This is a genomic window from Streptomyces sp. WMMB 714 (genome assembly GCF_900090125.1).
Classification (GTDB): Bacteria; Actinomycetota; Actinomycetes; order Streptomycetales; family Streptomycetaceae; genus Streptomyces; species Streptomyces daqingensis.
On sequence record NZ_FMHJ01000004.1, the window covers coordinates 435,971 to 456,979 of the forward strand.

Annotated in this window: 16 protein-coding genes and 1 tRNA gene; 6 read left to right on the plus strand and 11 right to left on the minus strand. The window is 70.8% G+C overall.

Features of this window, described 5'->3' with window-relative positions; all coding sequences use genetic code 11:
• Positions 1-13 precede the first annotated feature (13 nt).
• From H181DRAFT_RS09755 to H181DRAFT_RS09775, 5 genes are all read right to left on the minus strand, one after another.
• Entirely contained in the window at positions 14-961 is a 948-nt protein-coding gene (locus H181DRAFT_RS09755) for a polysaccharide deacetylase family protein (RefSeq protein ID WP_078895620.1), read from the minus strand.
• Positions 962-1,245: 284 nt separating this feature from the next.
• Positions 1,246-2,781, minus strand: a complete 1,536-nt coding sequence (locus tag H181DRAFT_RS09760; RefSeq protein ID WP_045863862.1) for an arabinosylfuranosidase ArfA — start codon at positions 2,779-2,781, stop codon at positions 1,246-1,248.
• Between the two features lie 154 nt (positions 2,782-2,935).
• Positions 2,936-3,853 (minus strand): carbohydrate ABC transporter permease, encoded by a 918-nt coding sequence (locus H181DRAFT_RS09765; RefSeq protein WP_045863863.1) that lies wholly within the window; start codon positions 3,851-3,853, stop codon positions 2,936-2,938.
• 3 nt (positions 3,854-3,856) lie between these two features.
• A complete protein-coding gene (locus H181DRAFT_RS09770; RefSeq protein WP_045863864.1) occupies positions 3,857-4,807 on the minus strand; it encodes a carbohydrate ABC transporter permease in 951 nt (316 codons plus the stop codon).
• The gene (locus H181DRAFT_RS09775; RefSeq protein ID WP_052708522.1) at positions 4,804-6,132 is read right to left on the minus strand and encodes an extracellular solute-binding protein; all 1,329 of its coding nucleotides are present in this window, start codon (positions 6,130-6,132) and stop codon (positions 4,804-4,806) included. Before H181DRAFT_RS09775 ends, H181DRAFT_RS09770 begins: the two co-directional genes overlap by 4 nt.
• 244 nt (positions 6,133-6,376) lie before the next feature.
• Between H181DRAFT_RS09775 and H181DRAFT_RS09780 the strand changes: the two genes are divergently transcribed.
• The 4 genes from H181DRAFT_RS09780 (at position 6,377) to purM (ending at position 11,243) form a co-directional block, all read left to right on the plus strand.
• On the plus strand, positions 6,377-7,384 hold the full coding sequence (locus H181DRAFT_RS09780) for a LacI family DNA-binding transcriptional regulator (protein WP_045863865.1): 1,008 nt from the start codon (positions 6,377-6,379) through the stop codon (positions 7,382-7,384).
• A gap of 115 nt (positions 7,385-7,499) precedes the next feature.
• Entirely contained in the window at positions 7,500-8,315 is an 816-nt protein-coding gene (locus tag H181DRAFT_RS09785) for a maleylpyruvate isomerase family mycothiol-dependent enzyme (protein ID WP_045864007.1), read from the plus strand.
• Between the two features lie 120 nt (positions 8,316-8,435).
• Positions 8,436-10,022: an amidophosphoribosyltransferase gene (gene purF, locus H181DRAFT_RS09790; RefSeq protein WP_045863866.1), complete on the plus strand. Its 1,587-nt coding sequence runs from the start codon at positions 8,436-8,438 to the stop codon at positions 10,020-10,022.
• 150 nt (positions 10,023-10,172) lie between these two features.
• The gene (purM, locus tag H181DRAFT_RS09795; protein WP_045863867.1) at positions 10,173-11,243 is read left to right on the plus strand and encodes a phosphoribosylformylglycinamidine cyclo-ligase; all 1,071 of its coding nucleotides are present in this window, start codon (positions 10,173-10,175) and stop codon (positions 11,241-11,243) included.
• Between the two features lie 168 nt (positions 11,244-11,411).
• On the opposite strand, the gene H181DRAFT_RS09800 is transcribed toward purM, so the two are convergent.
• Together H181DRAFT_RS09800 and H181DRAFT_RS09805 are read right to left on the minus strand one after the other, a co-directional pair.
• Positions 11,412-11,660 carry a DUF3073 domain-containing protein gene (locus H181DRAFT_RS09800; protein ID WP_045863868.1) on the minus strand — a complete coding sequence of 83 codons (249 nt, stop codon included), beginning with the start codon at positions 11,658-11,660 and terminating at the stop codon, positions 11,412-11,414.
• 285 nt (positions 11,661-11,945) lie between these two features.
• The gene (locus H181DRAFT_RS09805) at positions 11,946-12,992 is read right to left on the minus strand and encodes a Leu/Phe/Val dehydrogenase (protein WP_045864008.1); all 1,047 of its coding nucleotides are present in this window, start codon (positions 12,990-12,992) and stop codon (positions 11,946-11,948) included.
• 318 nt (positions 12,993-13,310) lie between these two features.
• Here H181DRAFT_RS09805 and H181DRAFT_RS09810 point away from each other — a divergent pair, with 318 nt between their 5' ends.
• On the plus strand, positions 13,311-14,186 hold the full coding sequence (locus H181DRAFT_RS09810) for a DUF8083 family protein (protein ID WP_045863869.1): 876 nt from the start codon (positions 13,311-13,313) through the stop codon (positions 14,184-14,186).
• Positions 14,187-14,729: 543 nt separating this feature from the next.
• The gene (bldC, locus tag H181DRAFT_RS09815; RefSeq protein ID WP_027749187.1) at positions 14,730-14,936 is read left to right on the plus strand and encodes a developmental transcriptional regulator BldC; all 207 of its coding nucleotides are present in this window, start codon (positions 14,730-14,732) and stop codon (positions 14,934-14,936) included.
• Between the two features lie 494 nt (positions 14,937-15,430).
• Here bldC and H181DRAFT_RS29855 read toward each other — a convergent pair whose 3' ends face one another.
• The 4 genes from H181DRAFT_RS29855 to hrpA all read right to left on the minus strand — a co-directional run bounded on the left by H181DRAFT_RS29855 (position 15,431) and on the right by hrpA (position 20,847).
• The gene (locus H181DRAFT_RS29855) at positions 15,431-15,625 is read right to left on the minus strand and encodes a DUF6274 family protein (RefSeq protein WP_045863870.1); all 195 of its coding nucleotides are present in this window, start codon (positions 15,623-15,625) and stop codon (positions 15,431-15,433) included.
• Between the two features lie 105 nt (positions 15,626-15,730).
• Positions 15,731-16,396: a mycothiol-dependent nitroreductase Rv2466c family protein gene (locus H181DRAFT_RS09825; RefSeq protein ID WP_045863871.1), complete on the minus strand. Its 666-nt coding sequence runs from the start codon at positions 16,394-16,396 to the stop codon at positions 15,731-15,733.
• Positions 16,397-16,550: 154 nt separating this feature from the next.
• Positions 16,551-16,625, minus strand: a tRNA-Asp gene (locus tag H181DRAFT_RS09830).
• 121 nt (positions 16,626-16,746) lie between these two features.
• The gene (gene hrpA / locus H181DRAFT_RS09835; protein WP_045863872.1) at positions 16,747-20,847 is read right to left on the minus strand and encodes an ATP-dependent RNA helicase HrpA; all 4,101 of its coding nucleotides are present in this window, start codon (positions 20,845-20,847) and stop codon (positions 16,747-16,749) included.
• Positions 20,848-21,009: the final 162 nt, after the last annotated feature.

Genomic DNA, 21,009 nt, shown 5'->3' on the forward strand with positions numbered 1-21,009 from the left:
CCTCCCCGCGTCCTCACCGGGCAGCGGGCCGCATGCGCTCGCCCGACGTCCCGGCGTCCGCGTCCGCCGAGCTGCTTCCGGCACCGTCGCCCCGGTACGCGCCGGCGGGCCCGTCGACCGGCGGCAGCGAGAGGGTCCAGCCTTCGTCGATCAGCCGGGGCAGGTAGTCGCGGAGCGCGGCGACGGTCTGGGCCGCGTCGGCGCCCCCGTCGTGCGAGAGGACGATCGAGCCGGCGCGCACGTTGTCCACGACCGCCGAGACGATCGCGGGGACGCCGGGCTGCTGCCAGTCGCCTGTGTCGACGGACCACCCCAGCGGGCTCATGCCGAGGCCCGCCGACAGCTCCAGCGTCTCCTCGTTCCAGTAGCCGTAGGGCGCGCGGGCCCACAACGGCGGGCTGCCCACTGTGTCCTCGATGAGTTCGCTGGTCCTGGAGAGCTCCTTGCGGGCCTTCGCGGTGCTCAGCCGGGGGAGGGCCGGGTGGCTCCAGGAGTGGTTGGCGATCAGATGGCCGCCGTCGGCGACGGCCTGCAGGAGCCCGGGGTTCGCGACGGCGTTCTCGCCGAGCACGCAGAACGTGGCGGGCACCCTGTAGCGGCGGAGGATGTCCAGGATCTGCGGGGTGTAGACGGGGTCGGGGCCGTCGTCGAAGGTCAGGGCTATTCGCCGTCCTTCGGCGGCCTCCAGGGTGTAGGTGACGGACGTGCTGGGACGGAGCCCGGGCGACTGCGCGCCCGCCTGCGGCCGCAGGCGGTAGGACTGCGGGCGTATCGCGCCGCGGGAAGCGGCCTGCCGGGCGGCACCCTTGGCGTCGGCGCCGGATCCGTTGGCGAAGGAGGTACGGGAGTGTGCGGCGCTGGCGCCCGCAAGGAGCACCCCGCCCAGGAATATTCGTCGCGTGCTGGTGCGTGATCGAGGCGTCATACGTACGTACTGCCGTGCCAGAGCGTAGTCATGCATGAGCGGGGGGTGATATCACCCGGATGACCCCGTCGTGTCTTCACCGCCTGCGCCTCCCCCGCTGGTAGCGGGCCTCCGGTGACGACGTGGTGGGCGACCCCTTCGGCCAGGGCCCGATCGGCTCGCGGCGCCGCCCGGTGAACCGGTCACGCGGGCGGCACCGTGCCGCTGCCTCGGGTGCTCAGGCGCGCTGGGACGCCGGGGCTCGGAGACCCGGGGACCCGGGAACCCAGGAGCTCAGAAGCCGCAGGGGCGGGCCAGGACCGGCCCCGGTACGCCGGTGATCACGCCCCGTCCTCCCGGGCCAGCCTGATGATGCTCCACGACACGGGAGGCAGCAGGGCCTCCAGCTCGCCCTCGCCGGAGACGCGGGTCCCGTTCACGGCCTGCGGCGTCACGCGGTCCGGGTGCTCCTGGGTGTTCGCGGCGTCCGGGTCGTCGTCCGCGATCATCAGGTGCTCGACGACGCGGTACCGGGAGCCGAAGCCGCGCAGGGCCGCGCGGAGGTGCAGGTCCCGCTCCTGGCCGCGGTTGACGGCCAGGACCGTCAGGGCCCCTGTGTCGGGGTCGAGCGTCGTGGCCGTGTCCAGGGCGTCGACGGGCCCGTGCCGCCGCGTCTCGATCACCGGACCGGAGACCTCGGTGCGCAGCACGGTGCCCCGGGCGTACTTGGCGGTGAGCGCGAAGGGGTGGAAGGTGGTCTGCCGCCACGAGGGGCCGCCGGGTTCGGAGCGGATCGGGCCGATGACGTTGACGAGCTGGGCCAGGCAGGCGATCGCCACACGGTCCGCGTGCCGCAGCAGCGTCATCAGGAGCGAGCCGACGACGGCCGCGTCGGTGACGCTGTAGGTGTCCTCGATCAGCCGCGGCGTCTCCTCGAGGGGGAGGGCACGCTCGCCGGGGAAGCGGGACTGGTACCAGACGTTCCACTCGTCGAAGGAGAGCTTCATCCGCTTGCTGCTGCGGCGCACGGCGCGTACGTGGTCGGCGGTGGCGACGATGTCCGAGATGTAGGCGTCCATCTGGGCGCCGCTGGCGAGGAAGCCGGAGCGGTCTCCGTCCTTCTCCTCGTAGTACGCGTGCAGGGAGAGGTAGTCGACCTCGTCGTAGGTCTCGTGGAGCACTTCGCGCTCCCACTCGCCGAAGGTGGGCATCTCGGCGTTGGAACTTCCGCACGCGACCAGTTCGATGGACGGGTCGACCTGGCGCATCGCCTTCCCGGCCTGCGCCGCGAGCCTCCCGTACTCGACGGCAGTGGTGTGGCCCGTCTGCCAGGGCCCGTCCATCTCGTTGCCGAGGCACCACAGCTTCACGCCGTGCGGGTCACGGGCGCCGTGCCGCACCCGCAGGTCCGACCAGGCCGTGCCGCCGGGGATGTTGCAGTACTCGACGAGGGCGCGGGCGGCGTCGATGCCGCGGGTGCCCAGGTTGACGGCCATCATCGGCTCGACGCCCTGGCGGCGGGCCCAGCCGAGGAACTCGTCGGTGCCGACCTGGTTCGTCTCGATGCTGCGCCAGGCCAGGTCGAGACGGCGGGGGCGGTCCCCGGCGGGGCCGATGCCGTCCTCCCAGTGGTAGCCGGAGACGAAGTTCCCGCCCGGGTAGCGGACGAGGCCCGTGCCCAGTTCGCGCACGAGTTCGGCCACGTCGCCGCGGAAGCCGTGCTCGTCGGCGGTGGAGTGGGCCGGTTCGTAGATGCCCGTGTACACGCAGCGGCCCATGTGCTCGACGAACGTCCCGTACAGGCGGGGGTCGACGGTGCCGAGGCCGAAGTCGGGGTCGATGGTGACGCGGGCGGTGCCGGCGGACTGGTCGGTCATGCGGGTACGTGCCTCTCTCGGTGCTGTGCTCGGGCTCGGGCTCATGCTCGGGCTCGCGCTGACGCCGGGGGATCCGGCCCCGGACGGCCCGTCTCCGGACGGGGGCGAGGGCGGGGGCGGTTCTGCCTCCCGGACCCCGCCCCCGCCCTCGCCGTCACTTCAGGCCGGTGCCGGCGATGCCTTCGACGATCCGCCGCTGGAAGAAGAGGAAGACCGTCAGCAGCGGCAGGGCGCCGAGGACCGCGGAGGCCATCAGCTGCGCCTGCGGCAGACCGAAGGCGTCCTGTACGGAGGTCAGGCCCACCGGCAGCGTCATCATCTGCGGATCGGTGACCGCCAGGAGCGGCCAGAGGAAGTTGTTCCACGTCCAGACGAAGACGAAGATCGTCACCGCCGAGATCGCCGGGCGGGAGAGCGGCATCACGATCTGCCAGTAGATCCGCAGCCAGCTCGCGCCGTCCGCACGTGCGGCGTCCGTCAGCTCGACGGGGATGCCGTCGAAGAACTGCTTGAAGACGAACACGGCGACGACGTTCGGAACCTGCGGGAGGATCACCGCCCAGTAGGTGTTCAGCATGCCCGTGGCCTGCAACGTCAGGAAGTGCGGGATCATCAGCAGCTGCGGCGGGATCATGACGCCGGCGAGGATGGCCAGGAAGACCGGCCTGCGGTGGCGGAACCTCAGCCGGGAGAGCGCGAAGGCCGCCAGCGAGGCCGTGAACACGCTGAGCAGCGTCGTCAGCGCCGCCGTGATGAAGCTGTTCACGTACCAGTACGGGATGCGGCCCGCGGAGAGGACCTCGCGGTAGTTGGCGAGCGTCGGGTTGTCCGCGACCCACGTCGTGGGGTTCGTGGCGAGTTCGCCGGGCGGGCGGATCGACGTGGCGAACGCCCACGCCAGCGGCACCAGCCACAGCAGCGCGAGGGCTATGAGCACGCCGAGCGTGACGCGGTTGAAGAGCCGCTCGGAGTCGGTACGGCGTGCGGCCGGTCCGCGTCCCGCCTTCCCGGTGCCCGTGCCGCCGCCGGCCGCCTCGGGGGTGCCGGACGCGGCGGGGGTGAGGGTGGCCATCGCTCAGGCCTCCTTCTCGGTGCGCCGGATCAGGGCGAACCAGACGAGTGAGATCAGCAGGATGATGACGAACAGCAGCAGGGAGACCGTCGAGGCGTATCCGGTCCGGCTGTCGGTGAAGCCGGTCTGGTAGACGTACAGCAGGGAGGGCCTGGTGGAGTCCTCGGGGCCGCCGTTGGTCATCATGTAGATCTGGTCGAACACCTTGAGCGACGCGACGAGCTGGAGCACCGCCACCAGCGTCGTGGCCCGCCCCAGCATGGGGACGACCACGAGCCGCAGCCGCTGCCACGGCCCCGCTCCGTCCATCGCGGCGGCCTCGTGCACCTCTCGGGGGATCTCCTGGAGTGCCGCCAGGTAGATGACGAAGTTGAAGCCGACGGTCCACCACACGGTCGCCGCGGCGATCGAGATCATCGCCCAGTCCGGGTCGCCCAGCCAGGAGGGCGGTGTCCGGACGCCGAGCAGTTCGACGGTGGCCTGCGCGAGCCCGATCTCGTCCGCGTAGATCCACATGAACAGCAGCGAGATGACCGAGGACGGCAGCATGAAGGGGGCGAAGAACGCGAGCCGGAAGAACCACTTGCCGCGTGAGAAGCGGTCGGTCATCAGGGCCAGCGCCAGCGCCAGGACGATCAGCGGGACCGTCGTCAGCACCGTGAACCACAGGGTGTTGCCCAGGCTGGACCAGAACTCGGCCGCGCCGAAGGCCTCCGCGTAGTTCTTCAGACCGACCCAGTCGCCCAGGCCGCCCTTGACCAGGCTCCCGTTGAAGAAGCCCGCGACGGCCGTGTAGACGAGCGGCCCCAGCAGGAAGACCACGTAGAACGCCCCGAAGGGCAGCAGCATCCCGGACGCCGTCCACCGGCTGCCCGCGGTCCTGGCCTGTCCGGTCGCGGTGCCCGTACGTGCGGCGGTGCTCACGCGTGCGGTGCTCGTGGGTGCCGTGCTCATACGGGGGCCTCCATCTTCGCCAGTTCCCGTACGGCGCCGTGGATGGCGTCCGCGGCCGCGCCCGGGCGGGCACGGCCCCCCTGCACGGACGCGATGGCGCCGGCGCACCGCCGGTAGAGGATGCTGTCCGCGCCGGCGTACCAGGCGGCCGGGTCGTAGGCCGCTCCGTCCGCCGCGGACGCGTAGTCGGCCTGCGGCCTCAGGTCGCCGTAGGCGTCGGAGCGCGCGGTGGGCTCCCAGGCGGGGATGTGGCCGCCCTTGGCCCAGTCGAGGCTGGAGTCGAGCATCGCGCGTGTGAACGCCAGTGACTGCTCGGTCCGCTGGGCCTTCTCGGACGGGGCGGTGGGGAGGATGAAGGCGTGCGAGTCGGCCGCGCACGCGTAGGGGCCGTCCCGGAATATCCGCGGGAAGGTCCGCATGCCGAAGTCGTCCTCGACGGCGTCCCGTACGGCGGGCAGCTGCCACTCGCCGTCCATCAGGAAACCGGCCTTGCCCGAGGTCAGCAGGGTGAGGGAGCTGGTGTAGTCGATGCCGGTGGGCACCAGCTTCTCGGCGGTCATCCGGCGTATGTAGGCCAGGGCCTCCTCGGCGGCGCCGACGTCCATGACGACCTTCCGCCCGCCGTCGGCGACGAGGTCGGCGCCGAGCTGCCGGTAGAGGGTCCAGAAGATGCGCCAGTTGGTGCCGGGGTCCTTGATGGACGCGACGGAGCCGCCCCAGACGCCGGTGACCTCCTTCGCCGCCCGCATCGCGTCGAGGAACTTCTCCGGGCCGTCGAGGTCCTTCAGTTCGCCGTCGCCGTCGAGCAGCCCGGCCTTCTCCGCGATCTTCTTGCGGAAGAAGAGGACGAAGGGGTGCGTGTCCAGCGGCAGCGCGTAGAGCTTGCCGTCGAGGTGCGCCCTGCGGAAGGCGGCCTTGTTGAAGCGGGACGCCTGCATGCCGTGCTCGGCGAGCTCGGAGCGGGAGATGTCGCGCAGCAGGCCGGACGCGGCCAGGGTGGGCAGCCGGGACATGTGGGTGATGGCGACCTGGGGCGGACGCCGGCCGAGCGTCGCGAGCGTGAGCTTGGTGTAGTACGGGGCGCCCCACACCATCGTCGTCGACTTCAGGTCGGTACCCGGGTTGCGCTTGCGGTACCGGTCCTGCATCGCGACGAGCTGCGCGCCGTCCCCGCCGGTGAACGGGTGCCAGAAGTTGAGCAGCGACGGGGGGCCCGCGGATCCGGTGAAGGCCTGCCCGACCGTACTGCTGCAGCCGCTGAGCGCCCCGGCCGCGGCGAGACCGCCGGCAGCGCCGAGGAACCTCCTCCTGCCCTGCATGCGCATCACGCCCGTTCAACGTTGTAATCGACCGGGAGGTCCGCCGGGAAGTGCCCGTTGAGCCAGCCGGATTTCGGTGTTCCAACGTTGTACTCAGGGCGTAATCTGTCGTCAACACATCGGGCAGATCTTTCTCCGCCGGGTGTTCGGCACGGGCTCCGTGCCCGCGGGCGCCGGCGGACGGCCGCTCGCGCGGCGGGCGGGGCGAGGCGGGAGCGACGCGGGCCGGCGCGGGCCCGAGGGGAGTGGCATGGCCGTGACGAGGCTCAAGGACGTCGCGGAGCGTGCGGGCGTCTCGATCAAGACGGTTTCCAACGTCGTACGGGGCAACGCGCGGGTCTCCGAACCCACCCGCCAGCGCGTCCTGAAGGCCATCGCCGAACTCGACTACCGGCCCAACGCGTCCGCACGCCACCTGCGCACCGGCCGCAGCGGAGTCATCGCCCTCGCCGTGCCCGAACTCGTGCAGCCCTACTTCGCGGAGCTGGCGACCGCGGTGATCAGCGCCGCCCGCGAGCGCGACGTCTCCGTCCTCATCGAGGACACCGGAGGCGACCCCGCGGCCGAACTCCGCGTCGCCTGCGGCATGTCCGACCCCCTCATCGACGGCGTGCTGCTCTCACCGCAGCGCCTCGACCAGGCGACCCTCGCCCGCCGCGAGCGCCGCGTCCCCCTCGTGCTCCTCGGCGAGCGCGACTACGAGGTGCCCGCCGACCACGTCCTGATCGACAACGTCATGGCCGCGCAGGAGGCCACCGCCCACCTGCTGGCGTGCGGCCGGCGCCGGATCGCCGCGGTCGGGTTCCAGGCCGATCCGCTGTTCACCACCTCCCAGCAGCGCGCCCGCGGCTACGTCAGGGCCCTGGAGTCCGCCGGCCTGCGGCACGAGCCCGAACTCACCCCCTACGTCCCGGCGTTCACGCGTGCGGACGGCATGACCGCCATGCGGAGCCTCCTCGCGCTGCGGGAGCCGCCCGACGCGGTGTTCTGCTTCTCCGACCTGCTGGCCTCGGGCGTCGTGCGGGCCGCGTACGACGCGGGCCGCAAGATCCCCGGCGACGTCGCGGTGATCGGCTTCGACGACGTCGAGGAGACGCGCTACTGCGTCCCCTCGCTGAGCACCGTCGCCCCGGACAAGACGCGGCTCGCGAACCTCGCCGTGGAGGCGCTGCTCGCGCGCGTCGCGGGCGACCCCGAGGCGCCGCACACGACGCTGCACGCCCCGCACCGCCTGGTCACCCGGGAGAGCACGGGCTGAGGACGGCCGGACGCTCCCCGCAAGGCGTCCGTCCCACCCGTCCCGGCAGACCCCGGCGCCCCACGGCCGACCAGGACGTCCCGGGCAGCCCCGGGCACCCTCTAATCTCGTGACCATGCCGCCAGCCAAACGCAGCAGCCGTCCGCCCAAGCGCAGCTACGACCCCGCGAAGGTCCGGAAGGCCCTCATCGGCCAGGTAGAGGCAGTCGCCGCTGCCGCACACGCGCTGACCGCCGAGCAGCGCGCCCTGCCCTCGGGACTGCCCGGCTGGGACGTGGACCAGCTCCTCGTCCACATCGCGCTGCAGATCGACGCCGTGCCCCGCTACCTCGCCGGCCCCGAGGCGGACGCCGGAGCCCCCGGGCTGGACCTGTCCACCTGGGCGCTCTCCACCGCCTCTGCGGCAGGAGATCTGGACCGCGAGACGCGCGAGCAGTCCGCGCGGACGGCCGACGCCCTCGCCCGCATCGACGAGGCCGTCGCGCAGTTCGAGCCCGTCCTGGAGTCCGCCGTACGGACCGACCTGCTCATCCCGCACGGCTTCGGGGCCATGCGGATGCTCGACTTCAGCGTCACCCGCCTCGTGGAGCTGGTGGTCCACAGCGACGACCTGGCCCGGGCCACCCGGACCGCCGTCACCCTCGACCGCCTCGCTCTCGCAGCCGCGGTGCGCGTCCTCACGGACGCCCTCGCCGTGAAGGCGCCGGGCTCGTCCGTGGAGGTGCGCGTCCCGCCGTTCGCCGTCGTGCAGTGCGTCGAGGGCCCGCGTCACACCCGGGGCACCCCGCCGAACGTCGTCGAGACCGACCCCCTCACGTGGGTCAGGCTGGCGACCGGACGGGTCGCCTGGGCGGACGCCCGTGCCGCACATGCCGTCCAGGCGAGCGGTGAACGGGCGGACCTGGAGGGCCAGTTGCCGCTGATGGGCTAACGGGGCCCGCCCGCCGAGCGGCCCGGAAGGCCCGTCACCGCAGGTAGCGGCCGTGTCACCCGATTCGCAGGGCATGTCCCCGATTCGGAGCAACGCGCCACCTGTCCTAGACTCGATGGCGTGCCACGTGGTGACGGACGACTCAGCCACGACCTGCTCCCCTCGGAGAAGGGCCCACAGGACGCCTGCGGCGTCTTCGGTGTCTGGGCTCCCGGGGAAGAGGTCGCGAAGCTCACGTATTTCGGTCTGTACGCGCTGCAGCACCGCGGTCAGGAGTCCGCGGGCATCGCAGTGAGCAACGGTTCGCAGATCCTGGTCTTCAAGGACATGGGCCTGGTCTCCCAGGTGTTCGACGAAACCTCCCTCGGCTCCCTGCGCGGCCACATCGCCATCGGCCACGCGCGCTACTCGACGACCGGTGCGTCCGTCTGGGAGAACGCCCAGCCGACCTTCCGCGCCACCGGGCACGGTTCGATCGCGCTCGGACACAACGGCAACCTGGTCAACACGGCGGAGCTCGCCGACCTCGTGACCGCGCAGTCCTCCCAGGGCAACGGCCGGGCCACGAGGGTCGCGGCCACCAACGACACCGACCTCGTCACGGCGCTGCTCGCCGGCCAGACCGACGAGAACGGCACCCCCCTCACCGTCGAGCAGGCCGCCCCGCTCGTCCTGCCCCGCGTGAAGGGGGCTTTCTCCTTCGTCTTCATGGACGAGCACACGCTCTACGCCGCCCGCGACGCGCAGGGCGTGCGCCCGCTCGTCCTCGGCCGCCTCGAGCGGGGCTGGGTCGTCGCGAGTGAGACCTCGGCGCTGGACATCGTCGGTGCGAGCTTCATCCGCGAGATCGAGCCCGGCGAGCTGGTGGCCATCGACGAGGACGGCCTCCGCTCCAGCCGTTTCGCGGAAGCAAAACCCAAGGGCTGCGTCTTCGAGTACGTCTACCTGGCACGGCCGGACACCGACATCGCCGGACGCAACGTCTATCTCTCGCGCGTGGAGATGGGCCGCAAGCTCGCCGCCGAGGCGCCGGCGGACGCCGACATGGTCATAGCGACGCCCGAGTCCGGCACCCCGGCCGCGATCGGCTACGCGGAGGCCAGCGGCATCCCCTACGGCAGCGGCCTGGTGAAGAACAGCTACGTGGGCCGAACGTTCATCCAGCCCAGCCAGACGATCCGCCAGCTCGGCATCCGTCTGAAGCTCAACCCGCTGAAGGAAGTCATCAGCGGCAAGCGCCTCGTCGTCGTGGACGACTCGATCGTGCGGGGCAACACCCAGCGCGCCCTGGTGCGGATGCTCCGCGAGGCGGGGGCCGCCGAGGTGCACGTGCGGATCTCGTCCCCGCCCATCAAGTGGCCCTGCTTCTTCGGCATCGACTTCGCCACCCGCGCCGAGCTGATCGCGAACGGCCTGACGGTGGAGGAGATCGGCAAGTCGCTCGGAGCCGACTCCCTCTCCTACATCTCCATCGACGGCATGACCGAGGCGACGACGATCCCGAAGTCGCAGCTGTGCCGGGCGTGCTTCGACGGCGAGTACCCGATGGCCCTCCCCGACCCGGAGCTGCTCGGCAAGTACCTGAGGGAGCCCGAGGGCAGGAAGCCCGCGTCCGGGCCGAACGACCAGGCCACGATCCCCGACGTCGACGGTGTCGGCACGCTGACCGCCGGAGTCGGCGGCGCCGACGCGCTCCGCCGCCCGTAGGCCGCCCGGAAAGGCGAAGGCTCCTCGTCATGCCGAGTCCGCCACGAGCCCCGGCCGCGGAACCGGGTCACGAGCCCCGGTCGTGGAATCCGGCCATGAGCCCCGCCCGTCAGAGCCCCGACCCCCGACGATCCGAGAGAGCTGACCCTGATGCCTGCTGAACCTTCCGGTGCCAGTTACGCGGCAGCCGGCGTGGACATCGAGGCGGGCGACCGCGCCGTCCAGCTGATGAAGGAGTGGGTGAAGAAGGCCCAGCGCCCGGAGTCGGTGGGCGCGCTCGGCGGCTTCGCCGGGCTCTTCGACGCCTCCGCCCTCAAGCGCTACGAGCGTCCCCTGCTGGCCTCGGCCACTGACGGCGTCGGCACCAAGGTCGCGGTCGCCCAGCGCATGGACCAGCACGACACCATCGGCCACGACCTGGTGGCGATGGTCGTCGACGATCTCGTCGTCTGCGGCGCCGAGCCCCTGTTCATGACGGACTACGTGTGCGTGGGCAAGGTCGTCCCCGAACGCGTCGCGCAGATCGTGAAGGGCATCGCCGAGGGATGCGTCCTGGCGGGATGCGCTCTCGTGGGCGGCGAGACGGCCGAGCACCCCGGGCTCCTCGGCCCCGACGAGTACGACGTCGCGGGTGCCGGCACCGGTGTGGTCGAGGCCGACGCCGTGCTGGGCGCCGATCGCATTCGTTCGGGGGACGTGGTGATCGCCATGGCCTCCTCGGGTCTTCACTCGAACGGGTACTCGCTGGTCCGGCATGTGCTCTTCGAACGCGCGGGCTGGGCCCTGGAACGCCACGTGCCGGAGTTCGGCCGCACCCTCGGCGAGGAGCTGCTGGAACCCACCAAGATCTACTCGCTCGACTGCCTGGCCCTCGCCCGTACGCACGAGGTGCACGCCTTCGCGCACATCACCGGCGGCGGGCTCGCGGGCAACCTCGCCCGCGTCATGCCCGAGGAGATGCACGCCCGGATCGACCGCAGGACGTGGAGCCCCGGCGCGGTCTTCGACCTGGTGGGCAGGGCGGGGGACGTCGCCCGTTCCGAGCTGGAGAGCACGCTCAACATGGGCGTCGGCATGGTCGCCGTCGTCCCGCCGGAGTCGGCCGCGGGCGTGCTGGCCACCCTGGAGGAGCGCGGCGTCGGCGCGTGGATCGCGGGCGAGGTCGTCGGACGGACGGAGGACGGCGAGGCGGTGACGCTCAGCGGTGACTACGCGAGCTGAGTCCGGCGGCGCCGGAGAACGCGCGGACTGTGCGGAGCGCACTGTGCACAGGCTGTGGACGGGAGCGGAGCAGACTCCGCGCCGGCCGCGGCACCGCGGAGTCCCAGGCCCCGGAACAGCACAGAACCCGGTCCGGCTTTCGCCGGACCGGGCACGAATCTGTGGACGTCAGCCCCGGCGTTGCGCCGAGGAACCAGAGGACCCGCCTTCGTCCTCCACGTCGTTGTACACGTCCGCGTACTGTGCGTACGGGTCGTCGTCTTGCTCATCGTCCTCGAAGCGGTCGCCGTTCGGCGGCTCGTTCGACGTCGATGCGCCCAGCTCCTCAGCCAGGCGCGACAGATCTGTCCCACCGCTGTTGTACTTCAGCTGGCGGGCGACCTTCGTCTGCTTGGCCTTGGCCCGGCCGCGCCCCATGGCTCGACCCCCTCAACGACGGGGCTCGACGGCCCCAGAGTCTTGACACGCGTTCACAATTCAGAGCGGACCCTCGAAGGAGAGACCGGCCCGTAGAGCTTCAACGGTACCTGCTTCCGCCGCCGTACGGTACGTCGCCCGCACGACACGGACGTCCACCGACGTGCTCCACGTCCTTCTCTTCGCTGGTCAGCTCTGATTTTACCGTGCGTCCGAGTATCGACCCGCCGAGGGGTGGATGAGAACCCTCACGGCGGGCCGTACGGCCGGTTCGCCCGGACGGGATCAGTGACCTTCGCCACCCGCCATGCGGGCCTCGGCGATGCGGTCGGCGGCCACCGCCGGCGGGACGCCGTCGGTCTCCGCGCGCTCGAAGATGGAGAGCGTCGTATCGAAGATCTTTGCAGCCTTTGCTTTAGCGCGCGCGAAGTCGAAGCCCAGCAGCTCGTCCGCCACCTGGATCACGCCGCCGGCGTTGACCACGTAGTCCGGCGCGTAGAGGATTCCGCGGTCCGCGAGGTCCTTCTCGACGCCCGGGTGCGCCAGCTGGTTGTTCGCCGCGCCGCACACGGCGCGGGCGGTGAGGGCCGGAACCGTGTCGTCGTCGAGGGCGCCGCCCAGGGCGCACGGAGCGTAGACGTCCAGCCCCTCGAAGCGGACCAGCGCCGCGGTGTCCGCGGCGACCATGACCTCGGGGTGCGCGGCCCGCACCCGGTCCAGCGTCTCGGTCCTCACGTCCGTGACCACGACGCGGGCGCCGTCCTCCAGCAGGTGATCGACCAGGTGGTGACCGACCTTGCCGACGCCAGCGATGCCGACCGTGCGGCCGCGCAGAGTCGGCGCGCCCCACAGGTGCTGCGCGCTGGCGCGCATGCCCTGGAAGACGCCGAAAGCGGTGAGCACGGAGGAGTCGCCGGCGCCGCCCTGCTCGGGTGAACGGCCGGTCGTCCAGCGGCACTCGCGTGCGATGACGTCCATGTCCTGCACGTACGTGCCGACGTCGCACGCCGTGACGTAGCGGCCGCCCAGCGAGGCGACGAAGCGGCCGTAGGCGAGGAGGAGCTCCTCCGTCTTGGCCTTCTCCGGGTCGCCGATGATCACTGCCTTTCCACCACCGTGGGGAAGCCCGGCCAGAGCGTTCTTGTAGGACATGCCGCGGGCGAGGTTGAGGGCGTCCATCACGGCTGCCTCCTCGGGGTTCTCCTCGCCGGCGTAGGCGTGGAACCGCGTCCCGCCGAGGCCGGGGCCGAGGGCGGTGGAGTGCAGGGCGATCACGGCTTTGAGACCGCTCGCGCGGTCCTGGCACAGCACGACTTGCTCGTGCCCGCCCATCTCGGACTGGAAGAGGGTGCGCAGGATCCCTGAACCGTTCGCTCCGCCGGCGCTGACGGTGGGCGCCTGCTCGGAGTGCCGGGGGGAGGGACGTACGTCAGCCACGGTGGTGACTCCTGATGTCGCAGTTGTACGCCCTCTTTGCCGCCTTCCGTGCTTGTGGCGCGGAGCGGCGGCGAGGGCCGGTCGACAGCAGGGTACGGCCTGCGCGCGGCCGCATCGTTGCGGTGCCACGATCGGTGGTAGTCAACTGTCCTTCGGACCCGCCGGTAATGAGGGCGGCAGCAGGTCCGTTGTCACAGATCTTGGAGGAAACGCGTGGCTCAGCAGGCCTCGGCCATCGTCCCGTACGCCGCGTATCTGCGGGTGTACGAGCCACTGGCCGCGTTCCCCGAACCGGAGCGGGCCCACTGGGTGCGGTACGCCAAGCGGGAGCGGGTGCCCACGGCGCAGGACGAGTTGCGGCGCTCGCTGGCCGACCTGCTGCCCACTCCGCCCGTGGCCGTGCCTGTGCGGGAAAGTGCGGACGCGTTCGTCGCGGAGGTCGACGGGGTCGTCTGCGTGTGTCCCTGGCGGACGCGGCTGCGCGGCTGGCAGGCGCTCGCCGCGCTCTCCCAGGCGGCGGGGGAGCAGGAGGTGGCGATGCCGCAGACGGTGCTGGACGCGGCTGTGCCGCCCGTCGTGCGGCGGCAGGCCGCCTCCGACTACGAACGGTGGCTGATCCGCAACCCGGACGCCCGTCCGTGGATCAGGACGGCGCTCTGGCACGTGCCTGTGCGCTGGTTCGTTCTTTTTTCTTCGGAAGAGAAAGAGTTTGCGAAGCCCGGAAGCGGTGAGGAGAGCGTTCAGCAGTTCGTCCTCCGCTATCGCACGCCGATGGTCCAGGCGCGGCGCCGCCTCGCCCGTGGACTGAAGGTGCTCCGCGAGGAGTTGGAGGAGGGGCCGCTCGTCGAAGGCCTGGTAGACGTGGGTCGGTGGCTGGAGGAGTTCCATCCGCGGTCTCTCGTCGAACTGGACTACGGCGGCCTGGCGCACGCGATCCCTGAGGAGCAGCTCGCCGACGACCATTCCGCGGCCGATGTCGCGGAGGGGATCGAGGCACTGCGCGCAGGGGACGGGGAGCGGGCCGGCGAAGCGTACGAGCGGCTCACGGACCGCTGGCGGGCTGTACGGGAACTGCAGTTCGCCAACTGATGCGCGGGCCGGTCGGTGCAGGTTCACGGTGTGTTCGTGAACTGAACACAGGCCGGTGGCTCGGATGCAGAACGGGGATTGCTTCGCGTCGCGGACCTCCAGGACCAAGGTCCCGAAAGGGGCCAAAGCCTCAAGCGTGACGGACGGCACTTTCCGGGGCCTTGCTCTCAGAGCCGTCCCTCGTGTCAAAATAGGACAAGGAGCTCGACGGGGGCTCCATCCATCCAACTATGGTCGGATAGATCGGTATTGCCTTCCTTGGTGGGTCTGATGCCGCTTGGTCACGTTGTGACTGATCGTCACGGCAGGGTGACTGTCCGTTATAGGGCGGTCCATCGGCTTCCGTCGAGGTTGAACACCTCAGAGGGCAATTCCATCGGTTTGGCCGACGTGGCTGGACAGATGGTGTAGTTGTAGTGCCGAGGACAAGCCGTTCGTCCTATAACCGACTCGGTCTGCCTTCGCCCATATCGGGCAAGGCGGGCCAAGGTGCAGAATTCAAGGAAAGAACCGTATGGTTCGGTTCCTCCGAGGAGGCCGCTCATGACCGCTCGCACCCCTGATGCCGAGCCGCTGTTGACCCCTGCTGAGGTCGCCACGATGTTCCGCGTGGACCCGAAGACGGTCACACGCTGGGCAAAGGCTGGCAAACTCACGTCGATTCGCACGCTCGGCGGGCACCGCCGCTACCGCGAGGCGGAGGTGCGCGCACTGCTGGCGGGCATCCCGCAGCAGCGCAGTGAGGTTTGATCAGGCGAAATAACTGCATATCAGGGCGCATTCGGGGCCCACACCCCGGATCGGCGCCCGTGGTGAGAAGCGTCAGGTCGCTGTCCCCAACGGCGCTTGAACGTTGATCGCGCTGGACTCCGCCGGGTCCGGCGCGATCTTTTTTGTGCGGTGACGGTCAAGTTCTGACCGTTCGGCTCTGGTCGCCGGGGCCGGCCTGCGGGGCCGCGGGGCTCTCCGACTGCTGGTGCGTATGGGGCAGTTGGGGCGACCGACCACCGGAGTGCGGGGTTCCGTGGTGACCTCTCGTGCATGGTGCAATTGCACATATTAAATTGACGGGTGGTGAGAAGCCCGTAACTTCCGCCTCGTGCGGAGTGGAATCGGTGACTCCCGTCACATCTCCCGCCACTTGTGGCATGTGCCACTCTCGGGTAAAGGCGCTCCCCTGCGGGGAGGGCTCCGCGCCCGGTCCAGACCCCCTACCCAACTGGCTTATCCGGAACCGGTGTTGACTACTTGGACGCAGGAGCCTCTTCCGCGTCCCCGGGTTCGTCCGGCACGCGCTCCATCACGAGGCGCAACAGGCGGTGGCAGACAGGGCACTGCGGCGTCAGATGACGGTACCGGCTCGCGGCCGAGAGGTGCGCGCGAAGGAGCGCCGCGGTCACGGCCCTGCTCCGGTCCGGGTCCTGCGGAGTCGTCCCCACGATCGCCCCACCTCCCTGTGGAGACGTACTGCCGGGCGGACGGGCCGTCAAGTCGCGCCGGGCGGGGCGCACGGGAGCAGCGGGAAGCGCACGGCGTCCCGCCCCTCAGGGCGCGGAGGGGCGGGACGTCTGGACCTCGTGGAATCCGGGCGTCGAGGTCACGAGAAGAAGCCCGTCCCACAGGCGTCCTGCTGCCTCGCCCGTCGGCACCCGGGAGACGACGGGGCCGAAGAAGGCGGTCCTGCGGTCGGCCGTCTCTTCCCCGCCCTCCGGTCCGGCGTTTCCGGCGGCCGGCTCGACGGCGATCACGGGGGTGCCGAGGCCGTTCCCGACGAGCGCGACCGCGCGGGCGTGCGACGCCCTGACCGCCTCGTCGTAGGCGTCCGTCGTGCCCGCCTCGGCGAGCGAGCGGGGAAGTCCGGCCCTGTCGAGCGAGACCTGGAGACCGTTCAGCCAATTGCCCGCGTCCGAGGCGTCCTTGGTCCACAGGGCTGTGTAGAACCTCGCCAGCGCCTCCTGCCCGTGCTCGTGGCGTACGGCGGCGCATACGCGCACCGGGATCCGGAGGTAGCCCTCGGGGTCGTCCTCCGGGTCGTCGTCGCGCCCCTCGTTCAGCAGGGAGAGGCTCATGAGGTGCCAACTCACCCGCAGCGGACGCACCTTGGCGACCTCCAGCAGCCAGCGCGAGGTCAGCCACGTGAACGGGCAGGAAGGGTCGAAGTGGAAGTGGGCCGTCGGGATGTCCGCCGGGGTGTCCGCTGGGACGGTCATGGTGCGCTCCGGGTCTGACACGGTCTCGGGGCCGAAGGGTGCCTGGGGACGCACAACCTGCCACACGCGCCCCGACGCGCACAGCCGCGCAGGCACACGGAGCAGACACACGGAAGAGCCCGCCCCCGGCGGCCGGGGGCGGGCTCTTCTTCTGCGGTCCTGACGGGATTTGAACCCGCGGCCTCCACCTTGACAGGGTGGCGAGCACTCCAAACTGCTCCACAGGACCTGGTGGCCTCGAAGGGCCGATGCCCGCTTCCGCCTTCCGGCGCGCGGCGCGAGACGAGACTCTACAGCAGCGCGAGGAGCGGCGCGAACTCACTCAGGGCGACGCCGCCGTCACCCCCTCGTCACGGCTTCGGCACCGCCGCGTCCACCGCCTTCACGATGCGCTTGTCGCTCACCGGGTAGGCGGTGCCCAGCGCATGGGCGAAGTAGCTGACGCGCAGCTCCTCGATCATCCAGCGGATGTCCCGCGCGGCCTGCGGAAGCGGGCGTCCCTCGGGGAACTGCTCGAGCAGCCACAGGTGTTCGTCCTGCATCTCCTTGACCTTCGCCATGCGCGTACGGTCGCGCTCCGCGTTGTTCGGCATCTGCTGCAGACGCCGGTCGGCGGCGACGAGATAGCGCAGCAGGTCCTGGAGCCGGTGCGCGCCGTGCCGGGTGACGAAGCCGGGGCAGACGAGCGCGGAGACCTGCTCCTCGACGTCGGCCCGGGAGGGTTGCAGGGCGGGGCTGGTGATGCCGCGCAGGCGCTGTTCGCACGAGTGCCAGGCCGCCAGCACCTCCTGGACCTGCTTGACCGTCCTCAGCGTGGCTTCGACGAGGTCGGTGCGCACCGCCTCGAAGAGCTTGCGGAAGGCGTCCTCGTCCCAGGCGGGGCCGCCGTGCACGGCGATCAGCCGGTCCGCGGCGGCCGTCACACAGTCCTCGAAGAGAGCCTGGACGCTGCCGTGCGGCGAGCGGGACAGTGCGAGCTTCTGCGGATTGGACAGCTTGGAGGCGGCGAACTTGGCCGGATCGGAAGGGATGTTGAGCAGGATCAGGCGGCGGGTCCCGCTCCACATGGTCTGCTGCTGTTCGTCTTCCGTGTCGAACAGCCGCACCGAGACGGAGCCGCCGTCGTCGACGAGCGCCGGGTACGCCTTGACGGGCTGGCCCGCGCGCTTCGTCTCGAAGACGCGGGGGAGAGCGCCGATCGTCCAGTCGGTGAGGCCCGTACGGGAGGCCAGGGCGGCGCCCTGGCCTGCTGCCGCCTCGGACGTGGAGTGCCCGGCGCCGGCGTCCCGCGCGCCTTCCTGCTGCTCGCCGCCTCCCCCGGCCGCCTTCTTCGAGCGCCGGGAGCGTTCCGCGGACTCGAAGGCGCGCGCGATCGCGGCCTGCGTCTTCTCCCGCAGCCGGAGCTGGAGCTCCTCCAGGTCCTTGGACTCCGCGAGCGTCCGGCGCCGTTCGTCCACCACCCGGAAGGTGACCTTGAGGTGGTCCGGGACCTTCTCCCAGTCGAAGTCGCCCGCCTCGAAGGGCACTCCGACCATGCGCCGCAGCTCGCGGACGAGCGTGCTCGTCAGCGCCTCCCCGCCGGGCGCCGCGGTGCGCAGGAAGCGGGCGGCGAAGTCGGGCGCCGGCACGTAGTTGCGGCGTACGGCCTTGGGGAGCGAGCGGATCAACTCGGTGACCAGGTCGTGGCGCAGCCCCGGGATCTGCCAGTCGAAGCCCGCGTGGGTGATCTGGTTGAGCACGTGCAGGGGGACGTGGACGGTGACGCCGTCCGCGTCCGTGCCGGGTTCGAACTGGTAGGTGACGCGCAGCGTGAGCTGGCCCTGCTGCCACACGTCCGGGTAGTCGGTCCGGCTGACCTCGTCGGCCCGCTCGCTGATGAGCATGGACTTCTCGAAGTTCAGCAGGTCCGGGTCCTCGCGCCGGTGCTTCTTCCACCACGAGTCGAAGTGGGCGCCGGACACGACGTGTTCGGGGACGCGCTGGTCGTAGAAGTCGTACAGCGTCTCGTCGTCGACGAGGATGTCCCTGCGGCGTGCCCGGTGCTCCAGCTCCTCGACCTCGTCGATGAGTTTGCGATTGTCACGGAAGAACTGGTGGTGCGTGCGCCAGTCCCCCTCGACCAGGGCGTGCCGGATGAAGAGGTCGCGGGCCGTCTCCGGGTCGATCCGCCCGTAGTTGACCTTGCGCTGGGCGACGAGCGGCACGCCGTAGAGCGTGACCCGCTCGTAGGCCATGACGGCCGCCTGCTTCTGCTCCCAGTGCGGCTCGCTGTAGGTGTGCTTGACCAGATGCTGCGCCAGCGGCTCGACCCACTCGGGCTCGATCTTGGCGTTGACGCGCGCCCACAGCCGCGACGTCTCGACCAGTTCGGCCGACATCAGCCAGCGCGGCTGCTTCTTGAACAGCGCCGAACCCGGGAAGACGGCGAACTTCGCGCTGCGGGCGCCGAGATACTCGTTCTTCTCGGTGTCCTTGAGGCCGACGTGCGAGAGCAGCCCCGCGAGCAGTGACTGGTGGACCGCGTCGGCGGGGACCTCCGCCTCCTCGCCGCCCTTGTGGGCCGGCGCCGTGTGGATGCCCATGGTCTTCGCCACCTGGCGCAGCTGGGCGTGGATGTCCTGCCACTCCCGTATGCGCAGGTAGTTGAGGAACTCCGCCCTGCACATGCGCCGGAACGCCGACGAGGACAGCTCCCGCTGCCGCTCCCGCACGTACCGCCAGAGGTTGAGGAACGCGAGGAAGTCGCTCGGCTCTCCCTCCTTGCCCGAGGAGGGGCCCAGGAACCTGGCGTGCTGCTGGTCGGCCTGCTGCTGCTTGTCCGCGGGGCGTTCGCGCGGGTCCTGGATGGACAGCGCCGCGACGATCACCATGACTTCGTGGACGCAGCCGTTGCGGTCCGCCTCCAGGACCATGCGGGCCAGCCGCGGGTCCACCGGCAGCTGCGCGAGCTTGCGGCCGGTGGCGGTGAGGCGCTTCCTGCCGCCCTGCTCGGTGTCGAACGCGTGCAGTTCCTCCAGCAGTTGCACGCCCGCTTTGATGCTGCGGTGGTCCGGCGGGTCGATGAAGGGGAACTTCTCGATCTCGCCCAGCCCCGCGGCCGTCATCTGGAGGATCACGGACGCCAGGTTCGTCCGCAGGATCTCGGGGTCGGTGAACTCCGGGCGGGAGAGGAAGTCCTCCTCCGAGTAGAGCCGGATGCAGATGCCGTCGGACGTACGGCCGCAGCGGCCCTTGCGCTGGTTCGCGCTGGCCTGGCTGACGGGCTCGATGGGCAGCCGCTGGACCTTGGTGCGGTGGCTGTAGCGGGAGATGCGGGCGGTGCCCGGGTCCACGACGTACTTGATGCCGGGGACGGTCAGCGACGTCTCCGCGACGTTCGTCGCGAGGACGACGCGGCGATTGGAGTGCCGCTGGAAGACGCGGTGCTGCTCGGCGTGCGAGAGACGTGCGTAGAGGGGGAGGATCTCCGTCTCCCTGCCGGCGGTGCGGCCTCCCCGGTTGTTCCGCTTCTCCAGCGCGTCGGCCGTGTCCCGGATCTCCCGCTCGCCGGAGAGGAAGACGAGGACGTCGCCCGGGCCCTCCGCCTGGAGCTCGTCGACGGCGTCGCACACGGCCGTGACCTGGTCGCGGTCCTTCCCCTCGGAGTCCTCTTCGAGGAGCGGCCGGTAGCGGACCTCCACCGGGTACGTGCGGCCGCTGACCTCGACGATCGGAGCGTCGCCGAAGTGGCGCGAGAAGCGCTCCGGGTCGATCGTGGCGGAGGTGATGACGACCTTCAACTCCGAGCGTCTGGGCAGGAGTTGAGCCAGGTAGCCGAGCAGGAAGTCGATGTTGAGGCTGCGTTCGTGCGCCTCGTCGATGATGATCGTGTCGTACTGGCGCAGCTCGCGGTCCTGCTGGATCTCCGCGAGGAGGATGCCGTCCGTCATCAGCTTGACGAGCGTGTGGTCCTTGACCTGGTCCGTGAAGCGGACCTTCCAGCCGACGGCCTCGCCGAGCTCCGTGCCCAGCTCGTCGGCCACCCGCTCGGCGACCGTGCGCGCCGCGATACGCCGGGGCTGCGTGTGGCCGATGACGCCGTGGACGCCGCGGCCCAGCTCCATGCAGATCTTGGGGATCTGCGTCGTCTTGCCCGAGCCGGTCTCGCCCGCGACGATCACGACCTGGTTGTCGCGTATCGCCTCGAGGATGTCGTCCTTCTTCTGGCTGACGGGCAGCTGCTCCGGGTAACTGATCTCGGGCAGGGCCTCGCGCCGCGCCGCCACCTTCAGCTCGGAGTCGTCCATCGCGGCGGCGATCTCGCTGAGCACCGCTTCCCGGGCCTGCGGCTTGCGGATCTTCCGGGCGCCGTCGAGGCGCCGGCCCAGGCGCTGCCGGTCGCGCAGGAGCAGCTCGGGCAGGCGTTCGCGCAGTGCGTCGAAGGACGGGGCGGGAGAAGTGGATGTCGGCATACCTGCTCCAGGATCGCACTACACCGAATCCGGCTGCCAGCCAATTCCCCGTGGGTCGGTTCACGCGGGCCGGTTCACACGGGGAAGCGCGGACCTCCGTACGGCACGAGCGGCGGCGAACGAAAGCGACTTAAGGAACTATTGCCGCAGAAGCTGCCTAGT

Excerpts from the sequence above, each read along its gene's own strand:
- H181DRAFT_RS09755 (WP_078895620.1), bottom strand. The coding sequence starts at position 961 with ATGCATGACTACGCTCTGGCACGGCAGTACGTACGTATGACGCCTCGA.
- H181DRAFT_RS09770 (WP_045863864.1), bottom strand. The coding sequence starts at position 4,807 with ATGAGCACGGCACCCACGAGCACCGCACGCGTGAGCACCGCCGCACGT.
- H181DRAFT_RS09800 (WP_045863868.1), bottom strand. The coding sequence starts at position 11,660 with ATGGGGCGCGGCCGGGCCAAGGCCAAGCAGACGAAGGTCGCCCGCCAG.
- H181DRAFT_RS09760 (WP_045863862.1), bottom strand. The coding sequence starts at position 2,781 with ATGACCGACCAGTCCGCCGGCACCGCCCGCGTCACCATCGACCCCGAC.
- H181DRAFT_RS09765 (WP_045863863.1), bottom strand. The coding sequence starts at position 3,853 with ATGGCCACCCTCACCCCCGCCGCGTCCGGCACCCCCGAGGCGGCCGGC.
- H181DRAFT_RS09805 (WP_045864008.1), bottom strand. The coding sequence starts at position 12,992 with ATGGGCGGGCACGAGCAAGTCGTGCTGTGCCAGGACCGCGCGAGCGGT.
- H181DRAFT_RS09775 (WP_052708522.1), bottom strand. The coding sequence starts at position 6,132 with ATGCGCATGCAGGGCAGGAGGAGGTTCCTCGGCGCTGCCGGCGGTCTC.
- hrpA (WP_045863872.1), bottom strand. The coding sequence starts at position 20,847 with ATGCCGACATCCACTTCTCCCGCCCCGTCCTTCGACGCACTGCGCGAA.
- H181DRAFT_RS09785 (WP_045864007.1), top strand. The coding sequence starts at position 7,500 with ATGCCGCCAGCCAAACGCAGCAGCCGTCCGCCCAAGCGCAGCTACGAC.
- H181DRAFT_RS09780 (WP_045863865.1), top strand. The coding sequence starts at position 6,377 with ATGGCCGTGACGAGGCTCAAGGACGTCGCGGAGCGTGCGGGCGTCTCG.
- H181DRAFT_RS09825 (WP_045863871.1), bottom strand. The coding sequence starts at position 16,396 with ATGACCGTCCCAGCGGACACCCCGGCGGACATCCCGACGGCCCACTTC.
- purM (WP_045863867.1), top strand. The coding sequence starts at position 10,173 with ATGCCTGCTGAACCTTCCGGTGCCAGTTACGCGGCAGCCGGCGTGGAC.
- bldC (WP_027749187.1), top strand. The coding sequence starts at position 14,730 with ATGACCGCTCGCACCCCTGATGCCGAGCCGCTGTTGACCCCTGCTGAG.